Source organism: Sphingomonas sp., assembly GCF_036731925.1.
In the GTDB taxonomy this organism is placed as follows: domain Bacteria; phylum Pseudomonadota; class Alphaproteobacteria; order Sphingomonadales; family Sphingomonadaceae; genus Sphingomonas.
In genome coordinates this window covers 1,446,991-1,459,567 of the sequence record NZ_DAINDJ010000002.1, presented here as the reverse complement: position 1 = coordinate 1,459,567, position 12,577 = coordinate 1,446,991, and the positions used below count along the sequence as shown (strand labels likewise).

13 protein-coding genes are annotated in these 12,577 nt (G+C 67.1%); 4 read left to right on the top strand and 9 right to left on the bottom strand.

The window, feature by feature from the left end; translation table 11 throughout:
* The first annotated feature begins 15 nt into the window (after positions 1–15).
* On the top strand, positions 16–909 hold the full coding sequence (gene rarD, locus V7E00_RS16500) for an EamA family transporter RarD (protein WP_333573688.1): 894 nt from the start codon (positions 16–18) through the stop codon (positions 907–909).
* A 46-nt stretch (positions 910–955) separates the two neighbouring features.
* Here rarD and V7E00_RS16495 read toward each other — a convergent pair whose 3' ends face one another.
* The 4 genes from V7E00_RS16495 to V7E00_RS16480 form a co-directional block, all read right to left on the bottom strand.
* Positions 956–2,173, bottom strand: coding sequence for an argininosuccinate synthase (locus V7E00_RS16495; RefSeq protein WP_333573687.1), 1,218 nt, complete (start codon positions 2,171–2,173; stop codon positions 956–958).
* A 97-nt stretch (positions 2,174–2,270) separates the two neighbouring features.
* Entirely contained in the window at positions 2,271–3,497 is a 1,227-nt protein-coding gene (locus V7E00_RS16490; RefSeq protein WP_333573686.1) for a cyclopropane-fatty-acyl-phospholipid synthase family protein, read from the bottom strand.
* 95 nt (positions 3,498–3,592) lie between these two features.
* A complete protein-coding gene (locus tag V7E00_RS16485; RefSeq protein WP_333573685.1) occupies positions 3,593–4,324 on the bottom strand; it encodes a molybdopterin-dependent oxidoreductase in 732 nt (243 codons plus the stop codon).
* Positions 4,321–5,043 (bottom strand): cytochrome b/b6 domain-containing protein, encoded by a 723-nt coding sequence (locus V7E00_RS16480; protein ID WP_333573684.1) that lies wholly within the window; start codon positions 5,041–5,043, stop codon positions 4,321–4,323. The genes V7E00_RS16485 and V7E00_RS16480 overlap by 4 nt, the downstream gene beginning before the upstream one ends.
* 91 nt (positions 5,044–5,134) lie before the next feature.
* Between V7E00_RS16480 and V7E00_RS16475 the strand changes: the two genes are divergently transcribed.
* Positions 5,135–5,755 carry a flavin reductase family protein gene (locus V7E00_RS16475; RefSeq protein WP_333573683.1) on the top strand — a complete coding sequence of 207 codons (621 nt, stop codon included), beginning with the start codon at positions 5,135–5,137 and terminating at the stop codon, positions 5,753–5,755.
* Here V7E00_RS16475 and V7E00_RS16470 read toward each other — a convergent pair.
* Both V7E00_RS16470 and rlmN read right to left on the bottom strand, forming a co-directional pair.
* Positions 5,733–6,134 (bottom strand): lysozyme inhibitor LprI family protein, encoded by a 402-nt coding sequence (locus tag V7E00_RS16470; protein WP_333573682.1) that lies wholly within the window; start codon positions 6,132–6,134, stop codon positions 5,733–5,735. The two genes, V7E00_RS16475 and V7E00_RS16470, sit on opposite strands and share 23 nt — an antisense overlap.
* Positions 6,135–6,166: 32 nt before the next feature.
* Entirely contained in the window at positions 6,167–7,351 is a 1,185-nt protein-coding gene (gene rlmN / locus V7E00_RS16465) for a 23S rRNA (adenine(2503)-C(2))-methyltransferase RlmN (protein ID WP_443019213.1), read from the bottom strand.
* A 212-nt stretch (positions 7,352–7,563) separates the two neighbouring features.
* On the opposite strand from rlmN, the gene V7E00_RS16460 reads away from it, so the two are divergent.
* Positions 7,564–8,028 carry a DUF4168 domain-containing protein gene (locus V7E00_RS16460; RefSeq protein ID WP_333573681.1) on the top strand — a complete coding sequence of 155 codons (465 nt, stop codon included), beginning with the start codon at positions 7,564–7,566 and terminating at the stop codon, positions 8,026–8,028.
* Positions 8,029–8,161: 133 nt separating this feature from the next.
* Positions 8,162–9,247 carry a Ca2+-dependent phosphoinositide-specific phospholipase C gene (locus V7E00_RS16455; protein ID WP_333573680.1) on the top strand — a complete coding sequence of 362 codons (1,086 nt, stop codon included), beginning with the start codon at positions 8,162–8,164 and terminating at the stop codon, positions 9,245–9,247.
* Between the two features lie 4 nt (positions 9,248–9,251).
* Here V7E00_RS16455 and V7E00_RS16450 read toward each other — a convergent pair whose 3' ends face one another.
* From V7E00_RS16450 to V7E00_RS16440, 3 genes are read right to left on the bottom strand one after another with little or no spacing between them, the layout of a single operon-like run.
* Positions 9,252–10,535, bottom strand: a complete 1,284-nt coding sequence (locus V7E00_RS16450; protein WP_333573679.1) for a mechanosensitive ion channel family protein — start codon at positions 10,533–10,535, stop codon at positions 9,252–9,254.
* The gene (metC, locus tag V7E00_RS16445) at positions 10,532–11,734 is read right to left on the bottom strand and encodes a cystathionine beta-lyase (protein ID WP_333573678.1); all 1,203 of its coding nucleotides are present in this window, start codon (positions 11,732–11,734) and stop codon (positions 10,532–10,534) included. The genes V7E00_RS16450 and metC overlap by 4 nt, the downstream gene beginning before the upstream one ends.
* Complete coding sequence (locus V7E00_RS16440) at positions 11,731–12,561, bottom strand: sulfurtransferase (RefSeq protein WP_333573677.1); 831 nt, start codon at positions 12,559–12,561, stop codon at positions 11,731–11,733. Before V7E00_RS16440 ends, metC begins: the two co-directional genes overlap by 4 nt.
* Positions 12,562–12,577: the final 16 nt, after the last annotated feature.

The following is a 12,577-nucleotide window of genomic DNA, read 5'->3' as shown; positions in this document are numbered from 1 at the left end:
GCGCAACAGGGCGACATGACCAAGCCCTTGGGTGCCGATCGCACCGGCCTTCTCCTCGGTATCGCCTCGTACAGCCTGTGGGGCGTGTTGCCGCTCTACCTGCACCTGCTGCAGGCGGTGCCGGCGCTACAGGTGCTGTCGCACCGCGTGCTCTGGTCGCTGCTGCTGCTCGTTGTCATCGTGCTCGCGCTGAAGCGGGGTGGGAGTATCGCGGCAGCCGCGCGCGGACGGACGCTGCTGTTCCTGATCGGCAGCGCGGCGCTGATCGCGATCAACTGGCTGGTCTATATCTGGTCGGTCCAGCACGAGCATGTCCTGGATGCGAGCCTCGGCTATTTCATCAATCCGCTGGTCAATGTGGCGCTGGGCATGCTGGTGCTCGGCGAGCGGCTGCGGCGCTGGCAGGGAGTCGCCATCGGGCTGGCGGCGCTGGGCGTGCTGCTGCTGGCGCTCCACGGCGTCGGCAGCTTGTGGATCCCGCTGGCGCTGGCGCTGAGCTTCGGCGGCTATGGCCTGCTGCGCAAGGTCGCCGCGATTGATGCGCTGGGCGGGCTGACGGTGGAGACGCTGCTGCTCGGCGCGCCCGCGCTGGCGGTGCTGCTCTGGGCCAGCCACAGCGGCACGGCGGCATTCGGCAGCTCGACCCGCCTCGACCTGCTTCTGATTGCCGCGGGTGCAGTCACCGCGACGCCGCTGCTGCTGTTCGCCGCCGCCGCCAAGCGGCTGCCCTATGCGACCATGGGGCTTCTCCAGTATATCGCGCCGACGCTGCAATTCCTGGAGGCGGTGCTGATCTTCGGCGAGCCGGTGCTGCCGGTCCACCTCGCCACCTTCGCGCTGATCTGGTCCGGCTGCGCGCTCTACGCGTGGGATAGTCTGCGGGCCTATCGTGCGGCGGTGAAAGCCTGAGCGTCTCCTCCCCGGGGCGAAGCCCAGGGAAGGAGACGCTAGTTGGTCACCCCTCGCGGCGGCCGAGCAGGCGGAGGCGCAGTGCGTTGAGCTTGATGAAGCCGGCCGCGTCGCGCTGGTCGTACGCGCCCTGGTCGTCCTCGAAGGTCACGACCTTCTCGCTGTAGAGCGAATAGGGCGACTTGCGGCCGGTGACGATCACGCTGCCCTTGTACAGCTTCAGCCGCACGGTGCCGGTGACCTTCTCCTGGCTATAGTCGACCGCGGCCTGCAGCATCTCGCGCTCGGGCGAGAACCAGAAGCCGTTGTAGATCAGCTCGGCATAGCGCGGGGCCAGCTCGTCCTTCAGGTGCGCGGCGCCGCGATCGAGCGTGATCTGCTCGATCCCGCGATGCGCGAGGTGATAGATGGTGCCGCCCGGCGTCTCGTACATCCCGCGCGACTTCATGCCGACGAAGCGATTCTCGACCAGATCGAGACGGCCGATGCCGTGCTTGCGGCCGAGCTCGTTGAGCGCGGTGAGCAGTGCCGCCGGCGACATGCCCACGCCGTTGAGCGCCACGCCGTCGCCGCGCTCGAAATCGATGGTGATCGTCTCGGGCGTGTCGGGCGCGTCTTCCGGGTTCACCGTGCGCGAATAGACGTAATCGGGCACTTCCTCCCACGGATCCTCGAGCACCTTGCCCTCGGACGAGGTGTGGAGGAGGTTCGCGTCGGTCGAGAAAGGCGACTCGCCGCGCTTGTCCTTGGTCACCGGGATTTGGTGCGATTCCGCGAACTCGATCAGCTTGGTGCGGCTGGTCAGGTCCCATTCGCGCCACGGCGCGATCACCTTGATGTCCGGGTTCAGCGCATAATAGCCGAGCTCGAAGCGGACCTGGTCGTTGCCCTTGCCGGTCGCGCCGTGGCTCACCGCATCGGCGCCGACCATCTTGGCGATCTCGATCTGGCGCTTGGCGATCAGCGGCCGCGCGATCGAGGTGCCGAGCAGGTACAGCCCCTCGTAGAGCGCGTTGGCGCGCATCATCGGGAACACATAGTCCTTCACGAATTCCTCGCGCACGTCCTCGATGAAGATGTGCTCGGGCTTCACGCCGGCCATTTCGGCCTTCTTGCGCGCGGGCTCCAGCTCCTCGCCCTGGCCAAGATCGGCGGTGAAGGTGACGACCTCGCAGTTATAGGTCTGCTGCAGCCATTTCAGGATCACGCTCGTGTCCAGGCCGCCCGAATAGGCGAGGACGACGCGATGGATCTTATCCGACATGGGGCAGGGACTCCGGGGAAAAAGAGAAGGGGAAACGCGGGGCCTCTAGGGTTCCCGCGCCTTCCACGCAATATCCGCCGTGTCCCGGAACGGGCGCCTAGCCCTGGCGCAGCTTTGCCTCGCCCTCGAGCATGTAGTCGCGGGTCAGCGGCAGCGCGGTGCGCGAGCGCGAGAATTGCAGCTGATAATTGACCAGCCCGCCGTTCATGAAGCTGACGTACGATCCCGCCAGATAATAGGTCCACATGCGGTAGAAGCGCTCGTCGTACAGGTCGACAATCGCGTCGTGCGCGGCGACGGTACGGTCGTACCAGGCCTTGAGCGTGTGGCCATAGTGCATGCGCAGCACTTCCACATCAGTCAGGAAGTAGCGCAGCCCCTCATAGCCCTCGGCAATTTCCGACAGCGCCGGGATGTAACCGCCGGGGAAGATGTATTTGAGCGTGAACGCGTCGGTATAGCCGGGACCGCCGGCACGGCCGATCGTGTGGAGCAGCATCACGCCTTCGGGCGTCATCAGCTCGCGGCACTTGGCGAAGAAGGTGCGGTATTGCGGCGTGCCGACATGCTCGAACATGCCGACCGAGACGATCCGGTCGAACTGCCCTTCCAGCGCGCGATAGTCGATCAGTTCGAACTTCACCTTGTCCGCGACGCCGGCGGCCACTGCGCGCTCGCGGGCGATCTTCAGCTGCTCTTCGGACAGGGTGATGCCCAGCACCTCGGCGCCGGTCTTGGCATGGATGTACAGCGCCATGCCGCCCCAGCCGCAGCCGATGTCGAGCACCCGCATGCCCGGCTCGATCGCCAGCTTGGCGACGATATGCGCCTTCTTGTCGGCCTGCGCCTGCTCGAGGCTGTTGGCCGGATCGGTGTAATAGGCGCAGCTATATTGCCGGTCGGCGTCGAGGAACAGGTCGTAGAGCCGCGCCGAGAGATCGTAATGATGCGCAACGTTCTGTTTCGACTTGCGCGCCATGTTCTTGCGGCCAAGCCAATGCGCTACCTTGCCGGCAGCGAGGCTCAGCTTGGTCGGGTTCAGGACCGCATTGCTCTTTTCCCAGGCATTGTTGGCCGTCACCAGGTTGAGCAGGTCGAGAATATCGCCCCGCTCCAGATTCATGCTGCCGTCCATATAGGTTTCGGCGGCGCCCAGCGCGGGATCGCGGACGATGCGGCCCTCGGCACCCTTGGACAGCCGCATGGTGACGGGCTTGAGGGCCGGATCGGGGCTGCCGAAATTGCGGGTAGTGCCGTCGGGTCGGATCAGGGTGAGCTCGCCGCGCTTCACTGCACGGTCGAGAAAGCGGTCAATCAGGGCCATGGCGCTCCACTAGGCAGAGATTGTGTCGGGAATACGCATATTGCGTTTCGGTATCCCGCAAACACCCACTCTCCGCCTAGGTTTCACGCTATCGTTCAGATTCCGGCATACCATTGATAGCCGCTCGAATCTTCCCAGGTGCCCCCCTTGCCCTTGCCGATCCCGGCAAGCGAGGCGACCGCCTCGATGCCGACCAGATATTTCGCCTGCTTGTACCCCAGCTGCCGCTCCACCCGCAGCCGGAGCGGCGCGCCGTGGCCGACGTCGAGCAGATGGTCGTTGAGCGCCCAGGCGAGGATTGTCTGGGGGTGGAAGGCGTCGATCAAGTCGATCGACTCATAGTAGCCGCCATCGCCGTAGCGATCGGCGCAGTGGAACACGATGTAGCGCGCACGCGAACTGAGCCCGGCGGCGTTGAGGATCGTGCCGAGCTGCGGCCCCTGCCATTTGCCGATCGCGCTCCACCCTTCGACACAATCATGCCGGGTGATCTGCGCCCGCTGGGGCATGGCCTGCAGCTGGTCGAGGCGCAGCTGCATTGGCCGCGCGACCATGCCCCCCACGTTCAGCCGCCAGTCGACGAAGCGGGTGCCTGCCCAGATATTGTACTCGGGCGTGTTGGGGTGGTGCGTCCCGTTCACGCGGAAGATCGGGCTGCGCTGCTCCGGCCGGAATTCGGTGGCGAGCGATCCGCGGCCGATCGACCGCTGGAGGAAGCGGTGTGCCTCCTCGGCGCTGGCGAGCACCGGGCTGTCGGTGAAGCGGTCGCAGCCGGTGAGCAGCCCTGCGGCGCCCCCGATCAGCAGGTTGCGGCGGGTCAGGATCATGGCTGCTTCTCCGCAGGCACGCGCCACCAGCCGGTGATCATCGCGCGCAGCTCGTTGATCGGCCCGGCGAGCAGCACCAGCGCGAGATGGACGAGGAGAAAGGCCAGGATCCCCCCCATCGCGAGGAAATGCACCGAGCGCGCCGATTGTCGGCCGCCGAAGATCGCCGTCAACCAGGGCCAGGCCGCGTCCATGCCGGGCGAGAGCGCCAGGCCGGAGAAGATCACCGCCGGCAGCAACACGAACAGCGTGCCGACATAGGCGAGCTTCTGGAAGATGTTGTAGGCGCGCGGATCCCTGGGGTCGTGGAAGCGGAGAGCCAGGTGATCCTTGAAGTCCTTCCACAGATGGCGCGGGCCGAGTTCGCGGGCGCGGATGCGCAGGTCGCGCACGATATGGCCGTTCGCCAGGCTCCACAGCAGGTACAGCAGCAGGCCGAACGCCAGCACCAGCGCGAAGAAGAAGTGCCAGTGCCGCGCGCCGGCGAGGCTGTAATAAGACGGAATCGTCACCCAGCCGGGAAAGCGCGGCAGTTCGAGCCAGGCATGGTCGAAATTCGCGCCATATTGCCCCCAATAGAGCCGCGGGTGCGCGTTGAAGATCATCAGCCCGCTACCGACCATGATCAGCAGCGCGACCGCGTTGATCCAGTGCCACAGCCGGGTGACCAGCCGGTGGCGGTAGATCAGGCGGGGCCTGTCTGGTGGACCTTCGGGCATCTGCACTTCCTTCGCTGGAGGGGGCGAGTGTAGGAGATTCGAAGGGCAGGCGGAATCGGTTTCACCACCGCCGCAAAAATCCGGAGCCGCGATGCCGACCGACTTCCACTTCTACGAACCCGCATCGGGCCACGGCCTCGCGCATGACCCGCTCAACGCCATCATAGGACCCCGTCCGATCGGCTGGGTGAGCACGGTCTCCGCAACCGGCGTGCGCAATCTCGCGCCGTACAGCTTCTTCAACCTGTTCAACTATCGCCCGCCGATCCTCGGCTTTGCCTCGACCGGCTGGAAGGACAGCGTCGCGAACATCGCCGAGACGAAGGAGTTCGTCTGGAACCTCGCCACCCGCCCGCTGGCGGAGGTGATGAATGCCAGCGCCGCGATGGTCGGGCCGGAGGTGGACGAGTTCGCCCTCGCGGGCATCGACACGCTGCCCTCCCGCACCGTACGGCCCGATCGCGTTGCCGCGAGCCCGGCGCAGTTCGAATGCCGGCTGACGCAGTTGATCCGGCTGGAGACAAAGGAAGGTGCAGCGGTCGACACCTGGCTCGTGCTGGGCGAGGCAGTGGGCATCCATATCGACCGGACGATGCTGGAGGACGGCGTGTACCAGACCGCGCGCGCCCGCCCGATCCTGCGTGGCGGGGGTCCGGCCGACTATTTTGAAATCGGTGAGGACGCGCTGTTCAGGATGGCTCGTCCGCGCTGAGCCCGGGCTCGGGCAGGATTGGCGGCGTCGAATCCGGATAGGTAAGCCATGCGCGCCACAGCCAGTGCGTGCGCGCCTCGGTGAGCGTGATGCGGCAGGCAAGCAGCTTCGCGCCGCGGACCGCCCCGTCCTGCCAGTGCGCATAGACCGCGTCGCACTCTCCCTTGCGGAAGGCGAGCCAGCGCGCCTGGGCTTCCTCGAACGCCTTGGCAACTGCCGCGCCGTCCGCTGTCGCACGCTTGCGCGCTGCCCCGAGATAGCGGGTCATCTCCACCTCGGCCGCATTGCTGGCGCGGGCGAGGCAGGTGTCCCGCTCGACCGCGTTCTTCGCGTCGACGCAGGGATCGGCCAAGACCAGGGCGAGCAGGCGCAGCGGCATGGCTGCACCTTAGCGAAGAAACAGCTTCCGACTCAACCGAGCGCGGCGAACTTCTCGGCGGCCTCGCGGTCGAGCTGGGCGCGGCTCTTCTTCTCCGCCGCCGTCTTGAGCTGGCCGCACGCCGCATCGATGTCGCGTCCGCGCGGGGTGCGCACCGGCGCCGAGATGCCGCCCTCGAACACGATGTTCGAGAAGGAGCGGATTCGCTCCGGCGTCGAGCATTCGTACGGCGCGCCCGGCCAGGGGTTGAACGGGATGAGGTTCACCTTGGCGGGCAGCTTGTACTTGCGCAGCAGGCGGACGAGCTCGCGCGCATCGGCGTCGCTGTCGTTCTTGTCCTTCAGCATCACATATTCGAACGTGATGCGGCGCGCATTGTTCGCCCCCGGATAGTCGGCACAGGCCTGGAGCAGCTCCTCGATCCCGTATTTCTTGTTGAGCGGCACGATTTCGTCGCGCACGTCCTTGGTGACGGCGTGGAGCGACACCGCCAGGTTGACGCCGATCTCCTCGCCCGCGCGCGCCATGATCGGCACCACGCCCGAGGTGGAGAGGGTGATGCGGCGTTTGGACAGCGCGAGGCCGTCGCCGTCCATCACGATCTGGAGGCCGGCCTTCACTTCGTCGAAATTATAGAGAGGCTCGCCCATGCCCATCATCACGATGTTGGTGAGCAGCCGGCCCTCGGGCTGGCTGGGCCATTCGCCCAGCGAATCGCGCGCCAGCATCACCTGACCGACGATCTCGCCCGCGGTGAGGTTACGCACCAGCCGCATCGTGCCGGTGTGGCAGAAGCGGCAGTTGAGCGTGCAGCCCACCTGGCTGGAGACGCACAGCGTGCCCCGATCGGCATCGGGGATGAACACCATCTCGTAATCCTGCCCGTCGGGCGAGCGGAGCAGCCACTTGCGGGTGCCGTCGTTCGAGACCTGGGCTTCGACCACTTCCGGGCGGCCGATCACGAAGCGTTCGGCCAGCCAGGGGTGCTGCGCCTTGGCGATGTCGGTCATCGCCGAGAAGTCGGTGGCGCCGCGATTGTAGATCCAGTGCCACAGCTGCTTGGCGCGCAGCTTGGCCTGTTTCAGCTCCAGCCCGGCGGCCAGCAGGGCCTCGCGGATGCCGTCGCGGGAGAGACCGATCAGGTCGGTACGCCCGTCTTCGCGCGCGGCGAGGGCACGCGGCACGGGCACGGGATCGATGTGCCCGGGGATGGGCATGGGGGCGGCCGACACTGTCTGCATCGCGTGGATATAGGCGAAAATGCGCGGCTTTTCCAGCGGTGTGATTCCGAGAGGCGCCGTCCCCGGACGGGTCATGCCGTCCCGCCATGGCAACACCCTGTCGTGAATCGGGTGTGAAACGGAAAACCCAGAGCCCACTGTCACGTTACAGGGGTGCAAAAGAGTTTCATTGTTGCGAGGAGTTGATGATGAAGATGATGTTCTCGAGCCTGGCCATCGCCGGCACGTTGATGGCCTCGACCGCCTTCGCCCAGACCACGACCCCGGCCCAGACTACCCCGGCCGACGCGGCACCGGCGCAGACCACGCCGGCAACGCCCGACCAGGGCACCACCGGCGCGGGCACGGCGGGCACCGCGACGGCGGGCGCGTCGACCTTCACGGACACGGAGATCCAGCAGTACGCCACGGCCGCGCTCGCGGTGAACAAGATCAACGCGGACGCGAGCATTCCGGCTGCGGAGAAGAACCCCAAGTTCGTCGCCGCGATCACCGCGTCGGGCCTGCAGGCGCAGCGCTTCAACGAGATCAGCCAGGCGATGGCCTCGGATACCGCGCTCAACCAGCGCATCCAGGCGGCCGCCGCCAAGGCGCAGACCAGTGGCCAGTCCGCCCAGGCGACGGCGCCGGCCAGCCCGACCGGCGGCAACTAAGCGCATAGCCTTCCGAAGCGGCGGCGGTCCCCAGCGGGCCGCCGCCCTTTTGTATGCGCCACTGTCATGGTTCCGGAACGAAAGCCCGCCAAAGGCACCGCCTTGGGTTCGCTTCGCAAAAGGACATGACAAAATGTGCAAGGGCTACATGATTGGCGCGGCGGCGCTGCTGATGGCGATGGCACCGGGCGGCACCACGCCGGACGCCGACAAGGGCCTCGATTCGCTGCGGCTCGATCAGGTGCGGGTACTCGGCTCGCACAACAGCTATCGCCCCTATCCGCTGCCGGCGGTGGAAGCGCATATCCGCAAGCTCCTGCCGGGCAACTGGGAAGGCCTCGCCTATGGCCATCCGTCGCTCGAGAGCCAGCTCGCGCTCGGCCTGCGCCAGCTCGAGATCGACGTGGCGCCCGATCCCCAGGGGGGCGCCTATGCCGCGCCCTATGCGGACGGTCCCGAGGAAATCCGCGCCGAGATGGCCGCGCCGGGCGCCAAGACCATCCACATCCCTGGCATCGACTGGCAGACGCATTGCCGCACCTTCCGCGGCTGCATGGCGCTGTTCCGCCGCTGGTCGGACGCGCATCCGGGCCATTTGCCGGTGATGATCCTGGTCAATGCCAGCGATGTGCGCCCCATCCCTGGGGTGCGCACGACCGATATCGGCTTCGATGCCGCCACGCTCGACGCCCTCGATGCCGACATTGCCGCGACGATCGGCCGCGAGCGCGTGATCGCGCCGGACGATGTGCGTGGGCCCCTGCCCACGCTGCGCGAGGCGGTGCTCGCCCATCGCTGGCCGACCGTCGGCGCGTCGCGCGGCAAGTTCCTGTTCGTGCTCGATACGTCGGAGGCGAACGAGGAACGCTACCGCACCGGCCATGCCAGCCTGAAGGGCCGGATGATGTTCGGCTGGTTCCCGGAAACGGCACCCGAAGCCGCGTTCTTCAACACCCAGAGCCCGACCGAAGACACCGCGACGATCACCCGCCGCGTCGAGGCCGGCTTCATGGTGCGTACCCGCGCCGATGCCGAAACGCTGGAGGCGCGCACCCATGATCGCCGCCGGCTCGACGCCGCCATCGCCTCGGGCGCACAGCTGATCAGCACCGATTTCTACGAAGGTGCCCCCGATCCGCGCGGGCTGAACTGGTCGGTGTCGCTGGGGAAGAGCACCGTGATCTGCAACAGCGTGACGGCGGCCTGCCCGAAGCGCTGAAGCGTCAGCGGCGGTCCGGGTCCGGGCCGCCGCTGAACCGCACGTCGCGGCGCGGCGCGGGCACGGTGATGCCGTGTTCGCCAAACAGCTTCCACAGCCGATTGAGCACGTCGCTGCGCACATTGCCGACGCCGCTTTCCGGATCGCTGATCCAGACGAGGATGTCGTGCGCCGCGCCGTTCTCGCCCAACGCGGTCAGCCACACATTGGGCGGCGGCGTGTCGAGCACGCGCGGGCTCTCGGTCGCGGCGCGCAGCATCAGGCCCTGCGCCAGGTCCAGGTCGCAGCCATAGGCGACCGTCACCGGGATGCGCACCCGCACGTTGCGATCGGTGTAGGACCAGTTCTCGACTTCCTGGGTCATCAGATTCTCGTTCGGAATCAGATGCTCCTTGCCGTCGCGGGTGATCACCGAGACGGCCCGCACGCCGATCTTGTTCACCCAGCCGAAACTGTCTCCCACCACGATCACATCGCCCGGCTTGATCGATCGGTCCATCAGCAGGATGATCCCGGCGATCAGGTTGCCGACCGTCTTCTGCATGCCGAAGCCGATGGCGAGGCCGAAGGCGCCCGAAAACACCGCGAAGGTCGTCAGGTCGATGCCGAGCAGGTCGATGCCGACGAAGAAGGCCGCCGTGACGATCACGATGCTCGCCAGCTTCTGCCCGAGCAGCTGCTGGGTGGGATCCAGCCCCTTTGCCCGCCCGATCCACTGCGCGAGCAGCCGGTTGGCGATCCGCACCAGCGCATAGATGATCGTGACGGTGACGAGGAAGGTGAGCAGCGACAGGAGCGACAGCCGCCGCGTGCCGATGTCGAAGCCGATGCGGCCCAGCAGCGCCTCGATCACACCCAGCCCGCCCATCGTCTTGCTGAGCAGCGAGGTAAAGGCGATCGCCCCCATCGGCCAGGTGGCGAGCCGCGGCAGGCCCAGCCCGCGCAATACCTCGACCACCGCCAGCGCCATCGCCAGCCCCAGCGCGATGCCCAGCAGCAGCGTCGCGGGCGGGTACCAGGCATAGCCGCTCGCCACCGGCGAGAGCAGCAGCGCGACCGTCAGATAGCGCGTGATCCGGCACAGCCGCGCCTGAATGCCATTGATATGTTCGCCCGCAATGCGGTGCCACAATCCCGCGATTTGCGCGCCGATGCGGTGACCGGCGAAGACGCCGATCGCCAGCGCCAGCGCGGCCAAGCCCAGCGCCACCGCCAGCTCGCCCAGTTCGGCCGGCGACGGGATTCGCATCCCCATGCCGGCGAACCGGTCGAGCAGGTCGTGAATCATCCGCGCGCGGCAGCGAAGCGGGCGAGGCCGGCCTCGAGATCGGCGATCAAGTCGCCCGTGTCCTCCAGCCCGACATAGAGGCGGATCATCGGCCCTTCGGCCTGCCAGCGCGACGCGGTGCGGATGCGCTGCGGATCGGCAGGGATGGCAAGGCTCTCATAGCCGCCCCAGCTGAAGCCGATACCGAAATGCCTGAGGCCGTCGATCAGCGCGGTGCGCGCCGCATCGTCGCCGCCGTTCAACACGAAGGAGAAGAGGCCGGCGCAGCCCCGGAAATCGCGCACGAACGCGTCATGCCCCGGGCAATCGGGCAGTGCCGGGTGGAGCACCCGCGCCACTTCGGGCCGGGTCTTCAACCACTCGGCGATCCTGAGCCCGCTCGCGCCCGACTGGCGGAGACGCACCTCCATCGTCCGCAGCCCGCGCGACGCGAGATAGGCGTCATCGGGGCTGGCGCACAGCCCGAGCTGGTAGGTGGCCGCCCGCAGCTTCTCATAGTGTCCGGGCGCGGCAGTAACCGAGCCCATCATCACGTCCGAATGGCCGACGACATATTTGGAGCAGGACAGGATCGTATAGTCGATGCCCTTCTCGATCGCCGGAAAAAGCAGCGGACCGGCCCAGGTATTGTCGAGCAGCGTCACGATACCGCGCGCCTTGGCGGCCGCGACGATCGCGGGCACGTCCTGCACCTCGAAGGTAAGGCTGCCGGGGCTTTCCATCAGGATCGCCTTGGTGCGTTCGGTGCACAGCGCGGCGATGCCTGCGCCGATCAGCGGATCATAATAGGTAGCGGTGATCCCCAGCCGCCTGAGCATGGTGTTGCCGAAGCCGCGGGTCGGTTCATAGCTGCTGTCGGGCAGCAGCACCTCGTCTCCGGGCGAGAGCACCGCGAGCAGCGCCGTGGTGATCGCGGCGACGCCCGAGGGGTAGAGCAAGGTTGCCTCCGCCCCCGGCTCCAGCTCGGTCAGCGCGTCGGCGAGCGACCACTGCGTCGGGGTGCCGCGGCGGCCATAATAGAGCTTGTGGTGGGTATCGGCGCTGCCGCGCTCGCGCATCTCGGCGATGTTGTCGTAGAGGATCGTCGAGGCACGCCAAACCGGCGGGTTGACGATCCCTCCCGTCCACTCGAGGCGGCGGCCGGCCTGGACGACCTGGGTCGCGTGCCTGTCGCTCTGCGTGTCGTCGTGCCCGCTCATGCGCCGACGACCTTCGCCGTATCGGGCTGCGCGCCCCATTCGGTCCAGCTGCCATCGTATAATGCAATCTCGTGCCCCAGCAGGTGCGCGGCGAAGACGATCACCGAGGCGGTGATGCCCGAACCGCAGGTGGCGACCAGCGGCTGGGCCAGGTCCAGCCCTGCGGTGTCGAACACCGCACGGATGCCCTCGGGCGATTTCCAATGGCCGTCGCTTTCAAAGAAGCGGCCATAGGGAATGTTTCTCGCGCCCGGCATGTGCCCCGGAGCGCATTCGGGGCGCGGATCGGCTTCTTCTCCGCTAAAGCGGGCGGCAGAGCGCGCGTCGACGATCTGCTCGCTCGTGGTGCGCATGTCGTCGAGCGTGCGAAGCTGCGCCATGGGCTCGCCGGCGGTGAAGGCGGTGGTCGCAGCCAGCTGCGGACCGGTCTGCACCGCCCGCCCTTCGGCGCGCCAATGAACGATGTTCCCGTCGAGGATCGCGGCGCGGACGCCGAACATCCGCAGCACCCACCAGGCGCGGCAGGCGGTGTGGTGTGGGCTGTTGTCGTAGAGGACGATGCGCGTATCGGCGGTAACCCCCAGCTGCGCCATCCGCGCCTCGAACACTTGGCGCGTGGGCAGCATCGAGGGCAGCGGATTTTCGGCATCCACCAGCGTGTCGAGATCGAGCAGCAGCGCACCGGGAACATGCCCCGCCTCGAACTCCGCGCGTGGATCCTGCCTGGCCGCGCCCGGAATGGTGGAGGTATAGGTCGCGTCGAGGACCAGCAGGTCGTCGGCGCCGAGCATGGCGGCCAGCGCTTCGATAGTGATCAATCCGTCCATGCGGGTAGGTCCTAGC